The sequence below is a fragment of the Lactococcus sp. S47 genome (assembly GCF_016517475.1).
In the GTDB taxonomy this organism is placed as follows: domain Bacteria; phylum Bacillota; class Bacilli; order Lactobacillales; family Streptococcaceae; genus Lactococcus; species Lactococcus lactis.
In genome coordinates, this window is record NZ_JACVUB010000001.1 from 56316 (window position 1) to 80645 (window position 24330).

The following is a 24330-nucleotide window of genomic DNA, read 5'->3' on the forward strand; positions in this document are numbered from 1 at the left end:
GATAAAAATATTTTTATTATGTAATTTAAAGAATACTTCATCTTAATGAATGGAGTATTTTTTCTCTATTTTTCTTAAGTAAAATTTAAGTCTTAAGTCCGAGAAAAAGTAAGCTTTTTTTTGGTACAATAGATTTATGAATAAAAAATTGAAAGCAATCTTTATTATAGAAATTTTTATTGTATTAGGATTGATTTTTCATGTGATTAGTACACCGCGTATGTGGGTAGTTCTAGCTTTAGCTATTCTCTTTACTATCTTGGCGACTCGTTCGCGTGCGCGTGTGTTACGTATCATCAGTTTCATTTTTTGGGCAATATCGGTAATGATTCTCTTCACAGTTGGATGGTTCTGGTTAGCAATTATCTTCCCTACGATTGCTTGCATCGTTTTTTGGAAAAATAATCCACGAGAAGGAGGAGTAAGAAATTTTTCTTACGAAGATATTTCTCAAGATGAATCTGAGTCAATCATGAATGAAAATCAAAATGATATCATTGATCTTGATGATGTTACTTTTAAACCTTCTGGAAATAGTCTTTCTATTAAAAAAATGACAGGTAATACAAAAATTATTGTTCCTGAGGACGTAGGAGTTTCGCTTGATTTAACAACAAATGCTGGGCTTGTAAAGATTTTCAATGAGGCAGCACAAATTAATGCGGGAAATGTTCGTTATTTTAGTGAAAATTTAGATCAGGCGGAAAAACGAATTAAAATCAATATCCGGGTTGATTCAGGAAATATTGAGGTGATTAGAGGATGAAAAAATCACTTTTCACAACCTTTTTAGCAGTTTTTAGTATCATCCTTATTATGTATCTTCTTCTATTTATAATGATGAATAGTGGTCAAACTTTAGGGGGACTAAATACCGCTAATATTATTAGGGAACTTCGAGATAATTTCTATGGTTTATGGATATTTATATCAGTTGCAGGATTACTTGCGCTGATTTTTACCCTTTTTAATCATATTGAAAATATGGCTATTCAACAAAAATTTCAAGATGATATTAAACTTTTAGAAGAAAATCAACAACCTGAATCTCCTGAATTACAAGCTGTTCATGATAAAATTATGAATATGTCAGCTGAACTCCAAGAATTATCTAAGCAAAAATCTGCTGACAAAGCTGAAATTATTGAATTAGAGCGTAAAAGAATTTCACGTGAACTTCATGATTCTGTCAGTCAAGAACTTTTTGCAGCGACAATGATTTTATCTTCTGTTGCTGGTTCGACACAAAATTTGACTAAAGAACAAATCGAAACACAGACACAATTGGTTTTAAAAGTGCTCCATTCTGCACAAAATGAAATGCGAGCACTCTTACTACATCTTAGACCAGTAGAATTAGATGGTAAGAGTTTAGCAGAAGGGCTGTCAGCACTGACAGACGAGCTCCAAGCGAAAATTTCAGCAAATATTACGGTTAAATTGGCTGACATTGAAGCGACGAGTAATGTTGAGGACAATTTATTTCGAATGGCTCAAGAGATTTTATCGAATACTTTGCGTCATTCGCAAGCCGAGCACATTGAAGTTTCTTTAAGAGAATCACTTGGAAACATTTTCTTGAAAATTGCTGATGATGGAGTTGGTTTTGATGTTTCTACTAGTGATAAGACAGCCAGTTACGGTTTAGCCAATATCAAAGAACGTGCTTTATTAATCGGCGGAGATGCCAAAGTAATCTCGGCACCAGGTGCGGGGACAACTGTTGAAATCATTATCCCTAAAGCGAAGCCGAGCCTTTAAAAATGATGCGTATTTAGAAAGAACAAAATGGAAAAAATTAAACTTTTAATTGTTGATGACCACCAGATGGTGCGACTAGGTTTATCAAGTTTCATGAATATTCAACCCGATATCGAAGTGGTTGGTGAAGCTGCCGATGGCGAGTCAGGATTTTTAAAAACTGAAATGCTTGACCCTGATGTTATTCTCATGGATTTAGTGATGGATCGACTTGATGGAATTGGAGCAACGCAAAAGATTTTAGCCAAAAATCCAGAACGAAAAATTTTAATTCTAACCAGTTTTATTGATGACGAAAAAGTTTTTCCAGCTTTAGCTGCTGGAGCTAAAGGTTATATTCTTAAAACATCACAAGCCGCTGATATTGCATCTGCAATCAGAAAAGTTGCCAATGGAGAAGATGTCCTTTCCGATGCTGTCAAGGAAAAGATTGCTCAACAAAAACATCGAAAACATGAATTATATGATGATTTATCAAAAAGAGAATTAGAAGTATTAAAAGTACTTGCGACGGGACTTTCTAATCAAGAAATTGCTGATGAACTTTTTATCAGTTTAAAAACGGTCAAAACTCATGTTTCTAATATTTTTAATAAGCTTGAAGTGTCAGACCGAACTCAAGCAACAATTTATGCCATTCAACATCACTTAGTTTAAACCTGAGGAAAAACAAGTTAGAAATATGATATAATTAAGTTTGTACAAATAAAATTAAAGTGAAAAAAAGATGGAAAAAAAATTAGAAAAAGCCCCAAAAATAAAAATCATTTTTTTTGATATTGATGATACTTTGAGGGTCAAAGATTCAGCTTTCATGCCTGAATCAATTACTGAAGTCTTTCATAAACTTCGTGAAAAAGGGATTATGACAGGAATTGCAACGGGAAGAAATCTTTTCGGAGTTGTTCCAGAAGTTCGGGCATTAAAACCAGATTTCTATGTAGCAATCAATGGTGCCTATGTTGAAAATGCACAAACAGGAGAAGTATTATATAAAAATACTTTTTCGAAGGAATTAATTGAAGAAATTATCACTTGGCTGAAAAATGAACAAAGTGGATATTCTTTTGTAGCTGCGGATAGTTTGAAAATTTCAAAATGGGATAAAATTGCTAGTGATGCAATTGGTCCAGTTTATTCTGAATTGGAAGAAAATCCCAATTATTATAAAACAAATGAAATTTATCAAATGTTGACAATTTCTGACCATGATGACCAATTAGAATTACCAGAAACTTTATCCGATAAAATTCGTTTGGTTCGTTGGCATCCAAACAGTTCAGATATTGTTCCAATGGAAGGTTCTAAAGCAATCGGCTGTCAAAAAGTTTTACAAGAACTTGGTCTGAAAGCTGAGAACATGATGAACTTTGGTGATGGACTTAATGACCGTGAACTCTTTGATTTTGCCGGTCTGTCAGTAGCTATGAAGGTTTCACATCCTGAAATTTTAGAAAAAGCAGATTACATTACTGATTCTGTTGAAAATGATGGAATTCTAAAAGCCTTACAAGCCTTAAAAATTATTGATTAAAGCTATCAGTAAAAACTGTCAGTAAAAATTACTGACAGAAATTTATTAACTTATAAAAAGAAAGGAAGGTATTTTTAGAAATAAAAATACTAACTAAAAAATATGACTTACCCACAACTTGAACTTGAAAACTACAAAGGTACTACAGCAATTATCAATACAAATCATGGAAAAATGACTGTAAAATTATTTGATAGTCTTGCTCCAAAAACCGTAAAAAACTTTATTGAACTTAGCAAAGAGGGGTATTATGATGGAGTAATTTTCCACCGTATCATCAAAGATTTCATGGTTCAAGGAGGAGACCCAACAGGAACTGGTATGGGAGGTTCTTCAATCTACGGAGAAAAATTTGAAGATGAGTTCTCAATGGACCTCTTTAATCTTCGGGGAGCTTTGTCAATGGCCAATGCTGGACCTAATACAAACGGAAGTCAATTTTTCATTGTTCAAAATAAAAACTTGCCTTATCCTAAAGATTCACTTATCCAAGGAGGGTGGCCTGAAGAAGTAGCTGAAACATATACTGGCGGCGGAACTCCTCATCTTGATGGCCGTCACACTGTCTTTGGTCAATTGGTTGATGAAGAAAGCTATAAAGTACTCGATGAAATTGCAGCTGTTCGTGTAGGTGCGCAAGATAAACCAGTCGATGATGTCGTTATTGAATCAGTTGAGATTATCGAGCCATAATATGGAAAAGAAAAGTCCTAAAATCGGTGATATTGTTGAGGTTGAAATTATTGGAATGCAAGATTATGGTGCATTTGTAAAATTTTACCTGGATAATTCATCGAATAAAGAAAAAATTGAACAAAAAGGATTGATTCATATTTCTGAAATTCAATCTGGTTATGTCAAAAGTATTCATGATATTGCTAAAATTGGCCAAAAAGTGATGGCACAAATCATTGATATTGACGAATATAATGGCAAAATTAGCCTGTCAATTCGCAGTCTGGAAAAAAATCCGCAAGTTCACCATATTTACCGAAAAAAACATTTTACTGATTCTCGGGATAAAATTGGCTTTAAAACCCTTGCTAATTATTTGCCAGGTTGGATTGAAGAAAATGAAGCCTACCTTAAAGCCAAAAAAAATGCCCAAAGTGAGGATTTTCTTTGAATGATAACGTATTAAGATATATCAAACGAGTTTTTAATTTAATTACTATTCTAGGCTTTGTTGCGACAATTGTTGGTGGCATTTATTTATGGCGCCTTGGCGCATTTCAGAATCAAGCGGTCTTACAACAATTGATTGTGGCACATCGTTTTTTAGGACCATTAATCTTCCTTTGTATGCAAATTTTGCAAGTCATTGTTCCAATCATACCAGGTGGGATTACAATGGCAGCAGGGGTCATGATTTTTGGACCAGTTTGGGGTTTTGTTTATAATTACTTTGGAATTGTTGCGGGCTCTTTTTTACTTTTTCACTTTGGTAAAAAATATGGTTCTTCATTAGCCAAAACTTTTGTCAAAGAAAAAACATATAATAAATACATGGCTTGGTTGGATAAGGGGCAAAAACGCTTTAATATTGTTTTCGCGCTCCTCATTTTATCTCCTATTGCCCCAGATGATGCCCTTGTTTTAATAGCAAGTCAAACAAAAATGAGTTGGAAATTCTTCACTTGGAGTATCTTATTATGTAAACCATTGCCAATTCTCCTCTATTCTTATCTTTTGATTTTTGGAGGAGACCTTCTAGGGCACATTTTATAAAATGCTGAAAGTGCTTTCAGTATTTTTTTATTGGAATTTTTGAGAAAGAATGCCCAAATCATCCAAAAAAATTGTATAATAGAATGGATTTATGATTTTAAACAGAAGTCACCTCAATAATAAAATTGTTTTTGTAAATTTGAAGCAAAAGTTAGAACTAAGTGATAGCAAATTGCCCAAATGAATTGCCAAAACAAGATTAAACTGACTGGAGCTAGTTTTGAAAAACAAGAAAGCAAATAGATTTACATTTGATTCACGAATTGATTATGGGCTAATTTTACCAGCCTTTATGTTAATATTGATTGGTCTTTACGCACTTTATGTTGCAGTAAGTCATGACCACCCCACACAAGCAACAACAATGGTTGTTCAACAAGGGACATGGGTTATTGTTGGCCTCTTTGTTGCTTTAATCGTTATGCATATGGACTCAAGGTTTTTATGGAACTTAACACCGTTTTTTTATGTGCTAGGTCTTATATTAATGATTCTACCAATCTTTTTCTATGATAAAGCAACCTATGCTTCAACAGGTGCAAAAAACTGGCTTGCTTTTGGTGGACGTAATCTTTTTCAACCATCAGAGTTTATGAAACTTTCTTATATTTTATTTTCGGCAAGAATTGTAGTTACCTTCCAAAATAATTTAAAGAAAAGAGTGCTCAAAGATGATTTCCGATTAATCGGACTTTTGATACTGGAAACAATGCCAGTAGCTATAATTTCGGTATTTCAAAAAGATTTTGGTACCTTTTTAGTATTTATAGCTATTTTAGCAGGAATTATTTTAGTTTCGGGTATTTCTTGGAAAATACTTGCGCCAGCTTTTCTTTTCGTAGCAGCAGTAGCTGGAGGAATTGTTGCTCTAGTTGCTTCACCAGAAGGACAAAAATTTCTTGAAAGTACCAGTTTTGCACAGTATCAGGTCAATCGTTTTATCGCATGGTTACATCCTTTTGAATATTCTCAGACTTTCAGTCTTCAACAAGCACGCTCATTGATTTCAGTTGGTGTTGGTGGTCTTTGGGGTAAAGGAATTGGTGTAGCTAATGTCAATGTTCCCGTTCGAGAATCAGATATGATTTTCACTGTCATTGCTGAAGATTTCGGATTTGTTGGATCAGCCTTTTTGATTTTCCTTTACTTTATGCTGATTTATCGAATGATTCGAGTAACTTTCAAATCAAATAATCAGTTTTATACCTATATTTCAACGGGTATTATTATGATGATTCTCTTCCATGTCTTTGAAAATATTGGAGCAGCTATTGGTGTTGTTCCTTTAACAGGTATTCCCTTACCCTTCATTTCTCAAGGGGGATCGGCCTTAATGGCAAATATCATCGGCTTAGGGCTCGTTTTATCAATGAAATATAATCAATTACCAGAATTTGTCAAGGAACAAAGACAAATCCCAGTTAAGGGTGATAGTCGAAAAAATCGTCGAAGAAATAGACGTTAACAATTAATAAGAATACAAAAAGTAAAAGTTACTGACAGAAAATTCAGTAGCTTTTTTATTACAATAAAACATTTAAAAGTCTATATATATCAAGGAAGAAAACGCTTTAAATTTTTGTAAATTATTAGAAATAATGATAGAATAAACTCGTGAGAGAAATCTCAAATACTAAATTTAATTGATTGCCTGAAACGACAACCATCCTATATAGAGGAGGCGTTTTTATGCGCGCAGCACGTTTTTACGACCGCGGGGATATCCGCGTTGATGAAATTAATGAACCAATAGTAAAAGCTGGCCAAGTTGGCATTGATGTGGCTTGGTGTGGAATTTGTGGAACAGATCTTCATGAATTTTTAGATGGCCCAATTTTTTGTCCGTCAGCAGAACATCCTAATCCAATTACTGGAGAAGTACCACCAGTCACTCTTGGACATGAAATGTCTGGGGTTGTAAATTTTATAGGTGAAGGAGTAAGCGGACTTAAAGTAGGTGACCATGTCGTTGTCGAACCTTATATCGTTCCCGAAGGGACTGATACAAGTGAAACTGGACATTATAACCTCTCAGAAGGTTCAAACTTTATTGGTTTGGGCGGAAATGGTGGAGGTTTGGCTGAAAAAATTTCTGTTGATGAACGTTGGGTTCACAAAATTCCTGATAACTTACCATTGGATGAAGCTGCTCTAATTGAGCCACTATCAGTCGGCTATCACGCTGTTGAACGAGCAAATTTAAGTGAAAAGAGTACGGTATTAGTTGTTGGTGCTGGACCAATTGGACTTTTAACTGCTGCCGTTGCAAAAGCGCAAGGACATACTGTTATCATCAGTGAACCTAGTGGACTTCGCCGCAAAAAAGCACAAGAAGCACAAGTTGCTGATTATTTCTTCAATCCAATTGAAGATGACATTCAAGCTAAAGTTCATGAAATTAATGAAAAAGGAGTGGACGCAGCCTTTGAATGTACCTCTGTCCAACCGGGCTTTGACGCTTGTCTAGATGCGATTCGTATGGGTGGAACAGTTGTCATTGTTGCAATTTGGGGCAAGCCTGCTAGTGTTGATATGGCAAAATTAGTAATCAAAGAAGCTAACCTTTTAGGAACGATTGCTTATAATAACACTCATCCAAAAACAATTGACCTAGTATCAACAGGTAAAATAAAATTGGACCAATTCATCACAGCTAAAATCGGTTTGGATGATTTGATTGATAAAGGATTTGATACGCTGATTCATCATAATGAAACAGCTGTTAAAATTTTAGTTTCACCCACTGGTAAAGGTCTATAAAATAAATAAATAAATAAAGGAGAAATAAGATGTCTAAAATTGCAGCAGTTACTGGAGCAGGTCAAGGAATCGGTTTTGCAATCGCAAAACGTCTCTATAATGATGGTTTTAAAGTAGCTATTATTGATTACAACGAAGAAACAGCTCAAAAAGCAGCAAAAGAGCTTGGAGAAAACTCATTTGCGGTTAAAGCTGATGTTTCCGACCGTGAACAAGTTATTTCAGCTTTGAATGCTGTTGTCGACAAATTTGGTGATTTAAATGTTGTAGTTAATAATGCTGGAATTGCCCCAACAACACCAATTGAAACAATTACACCTGAACAATTTCATCAGGTCTATAATATTAATGTTGGTGGAGTTTTGTGGGGGACACAAACAGCAACAGCACTTTTTAGAAAATTAGGTCATGGAGGTAAAATTATCAACGCAACCTCACAAGCTGGAGTTGTTGGAAATCCAAATCTAATGCTCTATTCTTCTTCAAAATTTGCTGTTCGTGGGATGACTCAAATTGCTGCTCGTGATTTAGCAGAAGAAGGAATCACAGTTAATGCTTATGCACCAGGGATTGTAAAAACACCAATGATGTTTGATATTGCGCATCAAGTTGGTAAAAATGCTGGTAAAGATGATGAATGGGGAATGCAAACTTTCGCAAAAGATATTGCCATGAAACGTTTATCTGAGCCTGAAGATGTGGCAAATGTTGTTTCATTCTTAGCTGGCCCTGATTCAAACTATATTACTGGTCAAACAATTATTGTTGATGGAGGAATGCAATTCCATTAATCTAAAAATGAACTGTCAAGTTTTTATCTTGACAGTTCATTTTATTTTGTGCTATAATTGTCTTAAATAAATGAACGAGGTAAGGTCTATTGAAAATCTAAGTTTTGAACTTTAAAAATATTCGTAAAAATCGAGTGTTTTTGTTGTCTTCATAACTTAGAGAGAATAGACTTTTATTATGTTTACAGATTGGGCAATTTGTCAGAATTTGTATCTTTTAAAGCTCTTTTCACCTAAGTTGTGAAAAGAGTTTTTTAATTTAAGGAGAAAATAATGAATCAAAAACAAAAAGAAATGCAAGCTAAACTAGAACAAATTAAGAAGAATAAACCGCAATTTGCTGGGAAAAATACTAATGGGATGACAGCAGTAAAAGCAACCAAGCAAAATCAACACGGAGCAAAAATTAATGCTCCAAGAAAAGCGGGAATTTGAGATTTATGAACATTCAGAGGAACTCACTCTGAGTTTTTCTACTCAAATTAGATTTCTTAATTCTCACAAATGAGAGGAGAATTAAATGTCAAATATTGAATTTAAAGACTTAACCTTTGGCTACGGGGATAACCTGATTTTCAATCATGCCCAAATAAATATTGATGACCGTTGGAAATTAGGATTAGTAGGGCGAAATGGCCGTGGAAAATCAACTCTTTTAAACTTACTACAAGGTAAAATAACTACTGACAGCTCGATAATTACTGGCAAAAACTTTGTTTACTTCCCCCAATTACTGACAGAAGAAGATTTTAATGATAAAGATAAATCTAAAAAACAAAATACTGCTGATAAATATTCTGTAGAAAGTCTGTCAGTAAAAATTACTGACAGAAATTCACAATTAACTTATTATGTGCTAAATGAATTAGCCGAATTTGAACAATGGAAATTAGAACGTGAATTATCTTTATTGAAAGTTGATTTAGAAATTCTTTGGCGTCCTTTTGGAAGTTTATCGGGTGGGGAACAAACCAAGTGTCTCTTGGCAATTTTATTTTTAGATGAGGACAATTTTCCACTAATTGATGAACCAACAAATCATTTGGATATGGAAAGCAGAAAAATAGTTGCTGACTATCTTCAAAAGAAATCAGGATTTATCGTTGTATCACATGACCGAAATTTTCTTGACGAAGTCTGTGACCACACCTTGGCAATTGAACGTCAGCAAATAGTTCTCTATCAGGGAAATTTCTCAACTTATGAACGAGAAAAACAGTTGCGTGATGACTTTGAACTTGCTAAAGACGAAAAATTACGTAAAGATATTTCAAGGCTGAAAAAGACTTCGTTAGAAAAAAGAGATTGGTCTAATCAACGAGAAAATGTTGCCGGAGCAACCTTTGTGGATAAAAAAGTTGCCAAAAAACAGAATCAACGAGCAAAATCAATTGAAAAACGAATGGGACAGGAAGTTGAGAATAAAGAGAAATTACTCAAAAATATCGAAAAAACTGAACCTCTTATCATGAATTTTCAACCTTCACATCATAAAAGACTGATTCAGTTTGAAAATTTTTCTCTTGGATTTACCGAAAAATTACTTTTCCAGCCGATTGATTTTTCTTTGAAAGTGGGAGAGATTGCAGCAATTGTCGGACCAAATGGTCAAGGGAAATCAAGTATTATTAAATATTTATCTGGTGATTTTTCTGGTGAGCACAGTGGATTTGTTCAATTTCCTCAGGGGATAAGGCTATCATTTGTTCGTCAGATTTATGATAATCGTGGTTATCTGAAAGACTTTGCTACCGAATATCAATTAGATTATGAATTATTTTTAGCTAATCTCAGAAAACTGGGGATGGAGCGCAAGCAATTTAGCCAAAAGATAGAAACGATGAGTCAAGGACAACAAAAAAAGGTTGAATTAGCTCGTAGTTTATCGCAAGAAGCAGAGCTTTATCTCTGGGATGAGCCGCTTAATTATCTTGACGTGTTTAATCGTGAACAAATAATTCAACTTCTAGAAACTTATCATCCAACAATGCTTCTGGTCGAACATGATCAAGCTTTTGTTGAAAAAATTTCTAATCAAATTATTAACCTAAAAGATACATAAATTTAAAAAATAAAAGTAGAGTGATTTTACTCTACTTTTTTAGAATACTTTCATATAATAGAAAATATGAATAAAGCAAAGCGCACAATTTTGTTTTTATTTAAAAAAATGTATACTTTAGATACACAGCCACCATTGACAAAAAATCTTAATCTTAAATTGTTTGAAACCCTGATAAATTAGGAATAGTAATAGGAGAAGAACAGTTCATCATTTAATAGTTATAAGCTAATTATTAGTATTATTTCTTTGATTAATATCATCTATTTTTATATCAAGCTTTTTAGATAAACATTGACATTATTTATGCGTTATAAATAAAATTTATCAACACCAAGGGATTTGACTATAACGATAAAAGAAGTTTATAGTAATAAAGTAATAACATTAATTATAATTTTTATGGAGGTTGTACGATGCGTGCACATGAAATTTTAAACAATCCTTTTTTAAATAAAGGAACAGCTTTTACTATGAAAGAACGTCAAGAATTGGGGTTGATTGGTCTTCTTCCACCAACTGTTCAAACAATTGAAGAACAAGCTGAACAAACTTACGAACAATATTTGACAAAACCATCTGATTTAGAAAAACGTCATTTCTTGATGGAAATTTTTAATACAAACCGTACTTTGTTTTACTACTTATTTAACAAACATATTGTAGAATTTAATCCAGTTGTTTATGATCCAACAATTGCTGATACAATTGAAAACTACAGTCATTTGTTCGTAGATCCACAATATGCTGCTTATCTTGATATTAACCACCCTGAAAACATTACTGAAACATTAAAAAATGCTGCAGGTGACAGAGAAATTCGTCTTATTGTTGTAACTGATGCTGAAGGAATCCTTGGTATCGGAGACTGGGGAACTCAAGGTGTTGATATCTCAGTTGGTAAATTAATGATTTATACAGCCGCAGCAGGTATTGATCCAGCGTCTGTACTTCCAGTTGTTATTGATGCAGGAACAAATAGAAAAGAACTTTTAGAAGATCATTTGTATCTTGGAAACCATCAAGAACGTATTTACGGTGACCAATACTACAGTTTCGTCGATCAATTTGTAGAAACTGCAGAATCAATTTTCCCTAAATTGTACCTTCACTGGGAAGATTTCGGACGTTCAAATGCTGCAACAATTTTAAATAACTACAAAACAAAAATCCCAACATTTAATGATGACATTCAAGGAACTGGTATTGTTGTTTTAGGTGGTATTTTCGGATCACTTGACATTACAGGTGAAAAATTAACTGATCAAGTATACCTTTGCTATGGTGGTGGTTCAGCCGGTGCAGGGATTGCTGGTCGTGTTCATGCTGAAATGGTTAGTGAAGGTCTTTCTGAAGAAGAAGCTTACAAGCATTTCTTCATGATTGATCAACAAGGTTTACTTTTTGATGATATGGAAGACCTTACACCAGCTCAAAAACCATTTGCTAAAAAACGTGCTGATTATAAAGATGCTGGAGATATGACTGACCTTCTTAACATTGTTAAGACAGTAAAACCAACTATTTTAGTAGGAACTTCAACTAATCCAGGTGCTTTTACAAAAGAAGTTGTTGAAGCAATGTGTGCTAATACAGAACGCCCAGTAATCTTCCCTATCTCAAATCCAACTAAAAAAATGGAAGCTACAGCTGAACAAGTTATTGAGTGGTCTGATGGAAAAGCTTTTGTCGCTACTGGTGTTCCTTCAGGAACAATCAGCTACAAAGGTGTTGATTATCAAATTGGTCAAGCAAACAACTCACTTATCTACCCAGGTTTGGGCTTGGGAATGTTGGCATCTGAAGCAAAACTTTTGACAGATGAAATGATCGGTGCAGCTGCACATTCATTGAGCGGTTTAGTAGATCCAGGTAAACCAGGTGCTCCTGTTCTTCCTCCATTTGAATTTGTTGCTGATGTATCAATTAAAGTTGCAGAAGCAGTTGCTAAGAAAGCTCAAGAACAAGGTCTTACTGAATCTAAAGAAATTGATATGGCTAAAGCAGTTCGTGATCTTAAATGGTATCCAGAGTACTAAGGGGAATATCTTAAATGAAAAAACTTAAAGAAACGAAAATATCGGGAATTAGTCTTCCCTTATATGCCTTTTTCGTAGCTGTCATCATAGTTGTAACACTATTAGGAAAACTTCCACTTGATATGGTAGGGTTAACTCTCCTACTTGTAACATTAGGTCACCTATTATACTTCATAGGAGAAAAACTCCCTATTATGAATTCATACTTAGGTGGGGGATCTGTTTTCACTTTAATTGGTGCTACTCTATTATCTTTCTTCCACATTGTTCCTTCAAATGTTATTGGAGCAGTTTCCAATTTTATGGGAGGAAAATTTGGATTTCTTGATTTTTATATAGCTGCACTTATCTGTGGATCTATTTTAGGAATGAACAGAAATCTTTTGGTTAAAGCTTCCAAGAAATTTATTCCGATTGCTTTAATCACTATGGTTATTGGTTTCTTCTCAGTAGGTCTTGTAGGAATGCTTATTGGTAATGGATTTGCTGATTCTGTAATGTATGTTTCTATGCCAATGATGTCAGGTGGTATGGGAGCCGGAATTACTCCACTCTCTCAAATCTATGCAGCCGGATTGGCTCATGGAAACCAAGCAGCTATCTTCTCTCAACTTGCCCCAGCAGTTACTTTTGGTAATATTCTTGCGATTATTGGTGCCTTATCTATCGCTAAAGTATTCAACAAATCTAAATATAATGGACATGGGACTCTTGTTGCAGCAACTAAAGAAGAGTTGGCTAAACCTAAAATAAAATTAGATGCTCAACAAATCGGAACAGGAATGCTCTTTGCCTTTGCTCTTTTGATGGCTGGTGACATCTTGAACAAATTCTTCCCTAATATTCATCAATATGCATTTATGATTATTATTGTATTTATCTTGAAAGCAACAAATACTGTTCCTAAAGATTTAGAAGAATCTGTAGTGATGTTTAACCAAGTGATTATGACAAACCTTACTCATGCTGTTTTGGCAGGTATTGGTCTTGCTTTGATTGACTTGAATACTCTTGCTTCAGCATTTACATGGCAATTTGTTGTACTTTGCTTGACAAGTGTTGTTGTAATGGGACTTGCTAGTTGGTTCTTGGCTCGCCTCTTTGGCCTTTATCCAGTCGAAACTGCCATTGGTGCAGGGATGATCAATAATTCTATGGGTGGAACAGGTAACATTGCTGTCTTGTCTGCATCAGATAGAATGGAAATGATTGCTTTTGCACAGATGGCTAATAGACTCTGTGGTGCAATTGTCCTTATCTTCGGTGGAATTCTTATCCGATTCTTTTATTAAAATAACCAAAAAAACATTTTATATAAAATGTTTTTTTTTACAAAATTAACTGATTAAGGAAATAAAATAGTTGGGACTATACCGCCTCTCGCATGAAGTAGTTCAAGTAAATATAAAATTTTGGAGCCATATTGATAGTAAAATAATGTAAAGATTTAACAAATTTTCTGCAAATCTTTAAGATACACACTCCTTGTTTGATAAAATATTAAGCTATTCTTTTAACTCCATTATGTCTTAAACTCACTAATAATCGAGAACGTAATATATAAAAATATAATGATGATTGAACCCTAATGAACCCTCTTGATGTATGGTATAATATAAAAATGAATGTAAAAAAACAAATTTTTAAAGGCACACTTTATGCAGTAGTTGCCGGCTGTATGTGGGGAATTTCTGGCATTTTTGGTCAGCTTTTTTTCCGTGATTATCATGGTAGCCCGCTTTGGATTACATCAACACGTTTAACGATTGCTGGTATTATTTTATTGGCCATGTCTTTTTCGCGAGACCATAAGCGTTTTTTTGATGTCTGGAAATCAAAAAAGAATATGCCAACCCTCTTTTTGTATGTTTTTGGTGGGGTATTTTCTGTTCAATATTTTTATTATGTGGCCATTCAACTTTCAAATAGTGCTACAGCGACAATTTTACAATATACAGCACCCGTTTTTATTATGCTTTATTTACTCATTTTTCAACGTCAAGTCCCAAAACCCAAATCGGTCTTATTCGTCATTTTAGCAATGATAGGTGTTTTTTTGTTGATTACGGACGGAAATATCAAACATTTATCAATCAGTCCCCTAGCTCTTGTAACAGGACTTCTCGCTGGTGTAGCTGTTGTTATTTACTCAATCATTCCTCGACCACTATTGGATAAATATGGCGCACTTAATATGACAGGGTGGGGAATGATGCTTGCGGGGATTGCCTGTAATATCTTCTATCCAGTTTGGCGTATTGATTTTCGAATTGAACCCTTGTCAATTTTTTATGTTTTAACAATCTCTATTGTTGGAACAGCACTGGCTTTTTTGTTGCTTTTAAGGGCCTTTCAATTGATTTCACCGCTTGTTGTTTCTGTTGCAACAGCGACTGAACCATTGACTTCTGTTTTTTTAAGTATTCCATTATTTGGCTTGAAATTAACCCCACTCGAATTACTAGGGATTGTTATGGTCATCGTGTCTGTTATTCTTTTATCAAAATCGGAACAAGCTTAAAAGAAACCCTGAGGTTTCTTTTTTTAAAACTATTTTATTAGAAAATTCTGATATAATGTTTTTATTAGGAGAAAATTTTTATGGAAGACTATTATTTACCATTGGAAATAAGAACTGACACTTGGACATTGGGAGGGTTATGGTCACTTTGTCTATTTTTACCTTCTATTGAGTATTTTTTGGTTTGGCAATCAATAGATTTCAATGTGCACCAATTTGTTTTATTGAGTCTGGTTATTGGAATACTATTTATTTATCTTTTCTTTTTTTTATTAAATCATTCACGTCGCAAATTAGCTGTCATTGATCAAGAAGGAATTTTATTACGATTATTATTTCGTAATGTTAAGATTGAATGGAGAAATATTCGGGGAATCTATGTTCGGTCAAATACCTTGTATATTTGCGAACAAAATTCTTTTGATTCTATTCATATTGAAAAAAAAGCTTGGTACAAACGTTTAAAATTTTATCAAAATTATTTTGAACCAGGTCACAATTTAAATATTAAATTGACGATTCACGGTTCTATAATTTCAATGGATATAAATGAGCTTTCTATTATTTGTGAAGAAGTGTGGTTTAAAAAAAGTGGCTTTGAACAAGATGACCTTTTTACAGAAAACCCTTTTGAAAAAATCGATAGATCTGTTCGAGCAAAAAAAGTGAATCCATGGAAAAAAGTTGTAATTTATATTGGGATTTTTGTATTCACCTTAGGAGGGTGGATATTCAAAGATAAAATTAAAGATACTTATAGCTTAGTAGATTCTCAAGTTTACTATGTTTTAGATTCAAAAACAAATAAAGTAGAATTTGCATTTGAAACATATGGGACCAAAAATAATCAAAAAGCAATTGTTGTGACTGATAGAGTAATGCATGAATCTAGCATTTACTCTAAAGATGATTTTAAGGATATTGAGAATAGATATTATGATAATCAATTATTAGCAGGAGAAGGTTATGCAATTGTAGATGGTAAACATCCGGCATGGTGGAAACAAACCTTTGATTTCAGTAGATATGTTAAGAAAAATCAACTTCAAAAAATTACATTAACGAGTATAAAAAAACCACTTTTAAAGAATTATTTAACAGCACAGATGGAACTAACTCAGAATCAATTTAAAGGTAAAAAATTTCCAGTTAAAATTTTGAAAGCAAACTAAAAATATCCATTTCTGACAAAATGTTAGCTACTAAAGTGTGTTATAATATTAACATGGACTACGAAAATTATATCTGGGATTTAGGCGGAACTTTATTGGACAATTATGAAAGTTCTAGTCATGCATTTGCTGCAACGCTTTGGTCAATGGCAGAGCGTGTTGTTTTGCGCACTGATGTATATGATGCGCTAAAAGTTTCAACGGCTTACGCTGTTGAAAAATATGCCAGTGATTTGCCAGGCTTTTTGGAAGAATACAAAAAGCTAGAAGCAGAAGAATTAGAAAAACCAATTCTCTTTTCCGGTGCTAAAAAGGTACTGACAGACCTATCAGTAAAAGGAAATAAGAATTTTATGATTTCACATCGCAATCATCAAGTTCTGACAATTTTGTCAGCAGCTGAAATTGATTCATATTTTACAGAAGTTGTCACGTCTGATAATGGCTTCAAACGAAAACCAGCACCAGAATCAATTAACTATTTGTTAAATAAATATAAACTCAATCCAAAGAAGACAGTGATGATTGGCGATCGTCCTTTAGATATTGAAGCAGGAAATGCTGCTGGGATATCAACAATTTATTTTGATAGCTCAACAGATTCAACTCTGTCAGGACAAGCGATTAACACTGTAAGTGATGGTTCGCTTAATAGCAAGCCAACTCACATTATTCATCAGCTGACAGAGATTATTTTGTAATCTTAAAAAAATGAATTAATGATAAGCAGATTTTTAGTCAAAATTGCTTATTTTTTTTACAAGTTTGAGTGACAAAATACCATGCACTAGAGCTAAAATCGCTGATTTATGGTATAATAGTAGTAAGTTTTTCATAGAAATGAGAGTTAACTTTGAACGAAGAAAATAAAAATTTAGAAATGCTTGCAGACGAATATGACGCCAGTCAAATTCAAGTACTTGAAGGTCTTGAAGCTGTACGTATGCGTCCAGGGATGTATATTGGTTCAACCTCAAAAGAAGGTTTGCACCATTTAGTCTGGGAAATTGTTGACAATTCAATTGATGAAGCACTTGCAGGATTTGCAAGCCATATTGAGGTTTTTATTGAGCCTGATAATTCAATTACTGTTGTTGATGATGGACGCGGAATTCCGGTTGATATTCAAGAAAAAACGGGTCGTCCAGCCGTGGAAACAGTCTTCACAGTGTTGCATGCTGGAGGTAAATTTGGCGGAGGCGGCTATAAAGTTTCTGGTGGATTACACGGTGTTGGTTCATCTGTTGTTAATGCTTTATCAACAGTACTAGATGTTACTGTTCATAAAGATGGCCAAAAATATTATCAAGAATATCATCGTGGTCTCGTTGGAGATGATTTAAAAATTATTGGTGAAACTGACCGTAGAGGGACAACTGTTCACTTTGTACCAGACCCAGAAATTTTTACAGAAACTGTTGAATTTGATTTTGATAAGCTTGCAACACGTGTTCGTGAGTTAGCCTTTTTGAATCGCGGTCTTCGTATTTCCTTAACAGATAAACGTGAAGGAAATGAAAAAAATGAAGTTCATTTCCATTACGAAGGTGGAATTCAGTCTTATGTTGAATATTTAAATGAAAATAAGACAGTCATTTTTGAACCAGCAATTTTTACTGAAGGTGAAATGGATGGAATTGCTGTTGAAGTAGCAATGCAATATACTGATACTTATCATTCAGTAGTGATGTCCTTTGCTAACAACATCAACACTCACGAAGGTGGAACACATGAGCAAGGTTTTAGAACAGCCCTTACTCGTGTTATTAATAACTACGCAAAACAAAATAAAATTCTTAAAGAAAACGAAGATAATTTAACTGGGGATGATGTGCGCGAAGGATTGACAGCAGTTATTTCGGTTAAGCATCCTAATCCACAATTTGAAGGGCAAACCAAAACAAAACTTGGGAACTCAGAAGTAACAGGAATTGTTAACAAACTCTTTGCGGAAGCTTTGACAACATTTATGTTAGAAAATCCACAAGTTGCTCGTAAAATCGTTGAAAAAGGGATTTTGGCAAGTAAAGCAAGGATTGCAGCAAAACGTGCGCGTGAAGTGACACGTAAAAAATCAGGGCTTGAAATTTCCAACCTTCCTGGTAAATTAGCTGACTGTTCATCAAATAATCCAGAACAAACAGAATTATTCATCGTCGAAGGAGATTCGGCTGGAGGTTCGGCTAAATCAGGACGTAATCGTGAATTCCAAGCAATTTTACCTATTCGTGGTAAGATTTTGAATGTGGAAAAAGCAACGATGGATAAAATTTTGGCCAATGAAGAAATTCGTTCTCTATTCACTGCAATGGGAACTGGTTTTGGAGCAGATTATGATTTGTCGAAAGCACGTTATCACAAACTTGTTATCATGACCGATGCCGATGTTGACGGCGCACACATCCGTACGCTTTTATTAACACTCTTCTACCGTTATATGCGTCCAGTTGTTGAAGCAGGATATGTTTATATTGCTCAGCCACCAATTTACGGTATCAAAGTTGGTTCAGAAACAAAAGAATACATTCAACCAGGTGAAAATCAAGAAAAAGATTTACAAGAAGCTTTAGCACGTTGGGCACAAGGAAGAACAAAGCCTACTGTACAACGTTATAAAGGTTTAGGGGAAATGGATGACCATCAACTTTGGGAGACAACAATGGATCCCGAACACCGTTTAATGGCACGTGTATCAGTTGAAGACGCAGCAGAAGCTGACAAAATCTTTGATATGCTCATGGGAGACAGAGTTGAACCTCGTCGTGAATTTATCGAAAATAATGCTCAGTACTCGACAATTGATGCATAATATAGTAAAAACAACTCATTTTTGTTTGAGTTGTTTTTTATTGAACGTAATGTTAGCGCTTTATCGAAAAGTGTAATATAATGAAGTCAAGAAGGAGGTGGATTATGCCTGAAATAAACCCCAAATTAAGCAATGAGCAAATGAAGGAACTTGAAGATGAAGCACTCCGAAATGCAACAGTTGGTACGCAAACAGGAATTCAAGATACCTTTGAAAAGACCACAAGTAAAGCTGAGGAGCTGTTTAGTGAGGCTTCAAAAGCGCTCAAAGAAGTTGAAGATAAAGAAAAGTAGGTTCTCCTACTTTTTATTATTAAGATGTATTTATTTATCTACTTAATGATTTTTTAAAGTGCTTATGATAGAATATGACTATGAAATACATAAAAAATATTTAATCCAATTATGAAAGAAAATAGAAGAACAAAGGAATTATTGCTCAAAAAATTGTGGTTTCCATGTAAATATTTATGAAATGATGAACTATATTTACATGGAGAATAAAAAATGAAACAAAATAAATATGATAATGAACGTTTTTTCAAAAATTATGCATCAATGTCAAGATCCCAAAAAGGATTGAAGGCCGCTGGTGAATGGTCTGAATTAGAAAAACTACTCCCAAATTTTCAGGATAAAAAAGTTTTGGATTTAGGGTGTGGATATGGATGGCACTGTAAATATGCAGTCAATCATGGAGCTAAAGAAGTAGTAGGAATAGACCTTTCACACAAGATGCTTGAAGTTGCTCTTGATATTAATAATGATAAAAAAATTACCTATCAACAATCCGCAATAGAGGATATTAACTTTCCTGCAGATACTTTTGATGTTGTGTTTAGTTCATTAGCTTTTCACTACATTTCAAATTTTGAAGACCTGGTCTGCAAAATTTCAAAGTGTCTTAAAAAGAATGGTGAATTTATTTTCTCTGTTGAACATCCTCTCTATACCTCATCAGGGAAACAGGATTGGTGCTATGATGCAGAGGGTAAAATTCTTCATTTTCCAGTTGATAATTATTATTATGAAGGAAAGCGTGAAGTCAATTTCTTAGGTGAGCCAATTATTAAGTATCATCGGACATTAACAGGATATATAAATTCTTTGTTAAGTTCTGGTTTTGAACTTACTAATTTAATTGAACCCAAACCTCCTATAGAAATGAGAGAGCTTGAAGAAATGAAAAATGAGATGAGACGTCCAATGATGTTGCTTATTTCTGCAAGAAATAAAAAATCATAGTCATAAAGTAACTATAATAAGAGTTCCTATTCGAATAAAGTATGGGACTCTTATTTTTTATTTAGTTCTTTTAATGATATTAGTAGTTTTTTAATTACTTTTGAAGTAAAATTGTAGTTAGGAGAAGAAAAGATGAAAAAAATATATCTTGTTGCAATTTTTTTAGTAGCAACACTTGGAATGTCAGCCTGTAGTTCAAAACAAAATTCTCAAACAACAAAAGAAAGTTCTAAAAGTAGCCAAAGCTCACGAAGCTCTTCAATAACTCAGAGCACTTCGAGTACTACCCAGTCATCAAGTATTACTAAAGAGTCCTCTTCATCAATAGAAAAATCAATTTCCCCCTCAACTTCTACACAAATAAGAAAATGGAACCCAGAGAAAAATCAACGTCTTGCAGAGTTTATGTCAGCGTGGGGGATAGAAATGGGACAATCTTACAGTCAGTATGATCCTAATCACAATCTTAATTTATATGGTCTCTCTATTCCTTGGTCAGTTATAGATAATAATTCGACATGGAAAGCAGCAATAAATAATCAGCCTATTGAATTAAAATGGTCAGAAACGGGAGAAGATTCCGGAGGATATCAATTAGTTGATGTTTATTCAGATATGAATGAGAAAAACTCTGGTGTTAATCATGTTTATCTCTTTGTTATTAAATCAGGAAATCCCATGGTGCTTTATACCGCACAAAATCAAGGAAATACAAATAATTATTTATATCTAAAAGAAACAGAGAATAATGAATTAAAACATGCCTTCGCACGAATTGTTGGATAATTTTAAAAATAAAAAAGCCTATTTTGGAATAGGTCTTTTTATTTTTAAAAAAAATTAAAAACTAAAATTTTTATTCTTGACAAAAGATAGTGAACGGATTATAATAGTTAACGTCGTTAGTAAATATTACCGTTAGGGAGGAGTGAAAATGGATTACAATAAGGCAGCGGAGGTTTTCCTCACAACTGTTATCAAAAGAGGAAAAGCAGAGATGATGCACCGCTTTAATACCTACTCCCAAGGGGAGCATTTGGTATTGGGCTATCTTTATAAGGAAGCTGGTAAGCAAATTGTTCCAAGTAAGATTGCAAAATTTACGCATACAAGTACTGCAAGAATTGCGACAATCTTGAATAATCTTGAGAGTAAAAATTTAGTTACCCGTGAGATTTCAAGAACAGACCGTCGAAAAATTTTAGTAGCCATTACTGATAAAGGACGTCATGTTGCGGAAGAAATTCGAGTAGAAGCTTGCTCAAATTTAGCACGCGTTTTTGAAGAAATGGGTGAAGAACGAACAGAAAGTTTCATTGAAAATTTCAAATTATTTTTAGAAATTGGAATGAAGCTAGCTAAAGAAGACAAAGAAAAAGAGGAGGAAAAAAATGCCTGATACATACGAAAAAGATTACCATTTAGATATACATGGTAAACATTATAGCCGAATCGGAATGCTTATTTTGATTCTGGTTGGTACATTTGGAGCCATGTTGATGCAAACATCACTCGGGACAGCAATTCCAACATTGATGAATGACTTCAACATCTCCATGTCAACAGCACAACAAGCAACAACATGGTTTTTATTAGCCAATGGGATTATGGTTCCTATTTCAGCATATTTAGCAACAAAATTCCCTACACGTTGGCTTTACGTAACAGCATACGCAATTTTATTTATCGGAATGTTTGTTGCTTACTCGGCTCCAACATCAAGCTGGTGGGTTTTCCTAGCAGGTCGGATTCTGCAAGCTATTGCAGTTGGGATTACAATGCCTTTGATGCAAGTTGCCCTTGTTAATATGTTTCCAGCTAAACAAATGGGAGCAATCATGGGGGTTGCCGGAGTTGTTCTTGTCCTTGCGCCAGCCTTAGGTCCAACATTTGCAGGTTGGTTAATTACTCATAAATTTAACCTTATCTTTTGGACATTTGCAGCAAGTTGGAGAACAATTTTCCTTATTCCAATGATTGTTGTCGGAGTTGTTTTCCTTATTTCAATCTTTGCAATGCGTGATGTTATTCCGAACCGTCCAATGAAATTAGACTTCTTGTCAGTTTTACTTTCAGTTGTTGGTTTTGGTGCTTTCCTTTGGGGATTCACTAATGTTGCAACTGACGGATGGGGTAAATTCAACACCGTTATCGCCCCAATTGTTGGAGGGTTGATTATTATCTTCCTCTTTGGTTTACGTCAACTTAAAATGGACGATCCATTCCTTGATATTCGCGTCTTTAAAATTAGACAGTTTACTTTGGTAACTCTTGCACTTGCTTTAAGTACAATGGCAATGATGGGTGTTGAAATGATGCTTCCTCTTTACCTTCAAGATGTTCATGGACTTTCTGCCTTTAATTCAGGTTTGGTTCTCTTACCTGGGTCATTAATGATGGCTGTTGTTGCCCCACTTGCTGGTGGAGTTTATGACCGAATTGGTTCAAAACGTCTTGCGGTGATTGGTTTCCTCGTTTTAGCACTGGGAACTATACCATTTATGTTTTTTACAGCTACGACTCCTGACCACTTTGTTACTCTTCTTTATGGATTACGTATGGTTGGTGTTGGTATGGTAATGATGCCATTAACAACTAGTGCCATGAATGCAGTTCCAGTTAATGAAGTCGCTCAAGCAACAGCTTCAAACAATACAGCGCGTCAAGTCGCGTCATCAGTTGTTGTTGCCCTCCTTTCTTCAGTCGCTCAAAATGTAATTACTAACAATATGCCTGCTTCATCATTAAAATCAACAAATCCATTGCAATTTGCAAATAAAGCAATCGAAGCAATGTTACAAGGTTACCACGCTTCATTCGCAATTGGACTCGTCTTTGCCATTATTGGTATCGGAGTTGCTCTCTTCTTGAAGAGTGGTCGAATGATTTCTGGTGTCCCTGTTGAAGAACAAGACTTGAAAGGAGAAAATAAATAATGCTAATTATATTATTATTGGTAGTGTTTATGATTGGAACTTTCTTTGGTTTCATGTTTATAAAAAACACAATCGCTCATTGGTTAGTTGGTGGAATTTCCTTTCTCTTATTAGCTGGTTCTGTGACCATGCTAACTATGCATATCAGAGATAACTGGGGAATGAAAGAAGTAACAACTTCAACTACGCACCAAATTTATACTGCTGGAGATAAATCAGCTCCTTATGGAATGATGATTAAAGCAGAAATTGGTAAAAACACTGATAATTATGTCTTTGTTTACCGAAATAATGAAAACTCGGAAAAAGCCGACACTAATTTTAAACCTGATGAAAAACACATTTCAGAAGCTGTTAAAAAATCAGCGACTTATAAATTAGTGGATGATACTAAAGCAACAGTTACAACTAAAACGATAAGACGCGTTTGGTCATCTGACTTTTATAAATTACTATTTAGTGTAGGTGGTGAACAAAATGAATTAGTTAAACAAAATTCAGTTGTTTCAGTACCTAAAGATACATGGTTAGTTTTGACTCAAGATCAAGTTAAAAAATTGAGTCAAGAAGCTCCAGCAATGCAAAAACAAATGGAAGCTCAACTTAAAGCTGACCCACAAAAAGCGGCTCAACTTGCTGCACTTCAAAAATCAAATCCAACAGAATATGCTAAGATGCAAGTAAAACAAATTAAGCAACTTCTTGGAATTACTGAATAAATAATAAAAAGACTTCAAAATTATTTGAGGTCTTTTTATTACATTAAAGTTAAGTAAATATAAATGGCGCAAAGAAAGTTACTTTGCTTTATTTTTCTTGACAATAAATGAAACTAATAATACAATTGATAAATAAACGCAACTTAAAATTCATGTGTAGTAAAAAAACCTTAAAAAAATAACGAATAATAAAATTATCGCTTGTAAGGTAATGCGTTTTTACATAATATTTTAAGTTTTTCTACATATCCTAA

At 34.1% G+C, this 24330-nt stretch carries 24 protein-coding genes; all 24 read left to right on the forward strand.

The features are described 5' to 3' along the window. The first annotated feature begins 136 nt into the window (after positions 1 to 136). The 24 genes from liaF (at position 137) to IAE52_RS00380 (ending at position 24076) form a co-directional block, all read left to right on the forward strand. A complete protein-coding gene (gene liaF, locus IAE52_RS00265) occupies positions 137 to 766 on the forward strand; it encodes a cell wall-active antibiotics response protein LiaF (protein WP_012897539.1) in 630 nt (209 codons plus the stop codon). Continuing rightward, on the forward strand, positions 763 to 1761 hold the full coding sequence (locus tag IAE52_RS00270; RefSeq protein ID WP_109990769.1) for a sensor histidine kinase: 999 nt from the start codon (positions 763 to 765) through the stop codon (positions 1759 to 1761). Before liaF ends, IAE52_RS00270 begins: the two co-directional genes overlap by 4 nt. Before the next feature lie 27 nt (positions 1762 to 1788). Then, positions 1789 to 2418: a response regulator transcription factor gene (locus IAE52_RS00275; RefSeq protein WP_003131402.1), complete on the forward strand. Its 630-nt coding sequence runs from the start codon at positions 1789 to 1791 to the stop codon at positions 2416 to 2418. Positions 2419 to 2488: 70 nt separating this feature from the next. Continuing rightward, a complete protein-coding gene (locus tag IAE52_RS00280; RefSeq protein WP_109990770.1) occupies positions 2489 to 3295 on the forward strand; it encodes a Cof-type HAD-IIB family hydrolase in 807 nt (268 codons plus the stop codon). 102 nt (positions 3296 to 3397) lie between these two features. Next, positions 3398 to 3988: a peptidylprolyl isomerase gene (locus IAE52_RS00285; protein ID WP_012897543.1), complete on the forward strand. Its 591-nt coding sequence runs from the start codon at positions 3398 to 3400 to the stop codon at positions 3986 to 3988. Between the two features lies 1 nt (position 3989). After that, positions 3990 to 4421, forward strand: a complete 432-nt coding sequence (locus tag IAE52_RS00290) for a CvfD/Ygs/GSP13 family RNA-binding post-transcriptional regulator (RefSeq protein WP_003131405.1) — start codon at positions 3990 to 3992, stop codon at positions 4419 to 4421. Next, on the forward strand, positions 4418 to 5023 hold the full coding sequence (locus IAE52_RS00295) for a TVP38/TMEM64 family protein (RefSeq protein WP_003131406.1): 606 nt from the start codon (positions 4418 to 4420) through the stop codon (positions 5021 to 5023). Before IAE52_RS00290 ends, IAE52_RS00295 begins: the two co-directional genes overlap by 4 nt. Positions 5024 to 5243: 220 nt before the next feature. Beyond that, a complete protein-coding gene (locus tag IAE52_RS00300) occupies positions 5244 to 6488 on the forward strand; it encodes an FtsW/RodA/SpoVE family cell cycle protein (RefSeq protein ID WP_033900106.1) in 1245 nt (414 codons plus the stop codon). Between the two features lie 224 nt (positions 6489 to 6712). Further along, the gene (locus tag IAE52_RS00305) at positions 6713 to 7783 is read left to right on the forward strand and encodes a 2,3-butanediol dehydrogenase (protein ID WP_017864389.1); all 1071 of its coding nucleotides are present in this window, start codon (positions 6713 to 6715) and stop codon (positions 7781 to 7783) included. Between the two features lie 29 nt (positions 7784 to 7812). Further along, positions 7813 to 8574, forward strand: a complete 762-nt coding sequence (locus IAE52_RS00310) for a (S)-acetoin forming diacetyl reductase (RefSeq protein WP_012897548.1) — start codon at positions 7813 to 7815, stop codon at positions 8572 to 8574. Positions 8575 to 8847: 273 nt separating this feature from the next. After that, entirely contained in the window at positions 8848 to 9009 is a 162-nt protein-coding gene (locus IAE52_RS00315) for a hypothetical protein (protein ID WP_003131412.1), read from the forward strand. A gap of 85 nt (positions 9010 to 9094) precedes the next feature. Beyond that, on the forward strand, positions 9095 to 10636 hold the full coding sequence (gene abc-f / locus IAE52_RS00320; protein WP_109990771.1) for a ribosomal protection-like ABC-F family protein: 1542 nt from the start codon (positions 9095 to 9097) through the stop codon (positions 10634 to 10636). A gap of 416 nt (positions 10637 to 11052) precedes the next feature. After that, a complete protein-coding gene (locus IAE52_RS00325) occupies positions 11053 to 12675 on the forward strand; it encodes a malolactic enzyme (protein ID WP_109990772.1) in 1623 nt (540 codons plus the stop codon). Between the two features lie 14 nt (positions 12676 to 12689). After that, positions 12690 to 13967, forward strand: a complete 1278-nt coding sequence (locus IAE52_RS00330; RefSeq protein ID WP_003131417.1) for a citrate:cation symporter — start codon at positions 12690 to 12692, stop codon at positions 13965 to 13967. Between the two features lie 329 nt (positions 13968 to 14296). Next, positions 14297 to 15196 carry a DMT family transporter gene (locus IAE52_RS00335; protein ID WP_003131418.1) on the forward strand — a complete coding sequence of 300 codons (900 nt, stop codon included), beginning with the start codon at positions 14297 to 14299 and terminating at the stop codon, positions 15194 to 15196. Between the two features lie 80 nt (positions 15197 to 15276). Then, positions 15277 to 16368, forward strand: coding sequence for a hypothetical protein (locus IAE52_RS00340; RefSeq protein WP_033900101.1), 1092 nt, complete (start codon positions 15277 to 15279; stop codon positions 16366 to 16368). Positions 16369 to 16421: 53 nt separating this feature from the next. Next, on the forward strand, positions 16422 to 17069 hold the full coding sequence (locus IAE52_RS00345) for an HAD family hydrolase (protein WP_003131420.1): 648 nt from the start codon (positions 16422 to 16424) through the stop codon (positions 17067 to 17069). A gap of 152 nt (positions 17070 to 17221) precedes the next feature. Continuing rightward, positions 17222 to 19177, forward strand: coding sequence for a DNA topoisomerase (ATP-hydrolyzing) subunit B (gene gyrB / locus IAE52_RS00350; protein ID WP_012897555.1), 1956 nt, complete (start codon positions 17222 to 17224; stop codon positions 19175 to 19177). A gap of 104 nt (positions 19178 to 19281) precedes the next feature. Further along, positions 19282 to 19470 (forward strand): hypothetical protein, encoded by a 189-nt coding sequence (locus IAE52_RS00355; RefSeq protein ID WP_021465420.1) that lies wholly within the window; start codon positions 19282 to 19284, stop codon positions 19468 to 19470. A gap of 213 nt (positions 19471 to 19683) precedes the next feature. Further along, positions 19684 to 20421: a bifunctional 2-polyprenyl-6-hydroxyphenol methylase/3-demethylubiquinol 3-O-methyltransferase UbiG gene (locus IAE52_RS00360; protein WP_109990773.1), complete on the forward strand. Its 738-nt coding sequence runs from the start codon at positions 19684 to 19686 to the stop codon at positions 20419 to 20421. Between the two features lie 132 nt (positions 20422 to 20553). Next, positions 20554 to 21207, forward strand: coding sequence for a DUF4767 domain-containing protein (locus IAE52_RS00365; RefSeq protein WP_162551431.1), 654 nt, complete (start codon positions 20554 to 20556; stop codon positions 21205 to 21207). Between the two features lie 148 nt (positions 21208 to 21355). Continuing rightward, on the forward strand, positions 21356 to 21820 hold the full coding sequence (locus IAE52_RS00370; protein ID WP_012897558.1) for a MarR family winged helix-turn-helix transcriptional regulator: 465 nt from the start codon (positions 21356 to 21358) through the stop codon (positions 21818 to 21820). After that, the gene (locus IAE52_RS00375; RefSeq protein WP_012897559.1) at positions 21813 to 23357 is read left to right on the forward strand and encodes an MDR family MFS transporter; all 1545 of its coding nucleotides are present in this window, start codon (positions 21813 to 21815) and stop codon (positions 23355 to 23357) included. The genes IAE52_RS00370 and IAE52_RS00375 overlap by 8 nt, the downstream gene beginning before the upstream one ends. Next, complete coding sequence (locus IAE52_RS00380) at positions 23357 to 24076, forward strand: DUF4811 domain-containing protein (protein ID WP_109990774.1); 720 nt, start codon at positions 23357 to 23359, stop codon at positions 24074 to 24076. Before IAE52_RS00375 ends, IAE52_RS00380 begins: the two co-directional genes overlap by 1 nt. Positions 24077 to 24330 lie beyond the last annotated feature (254 nt).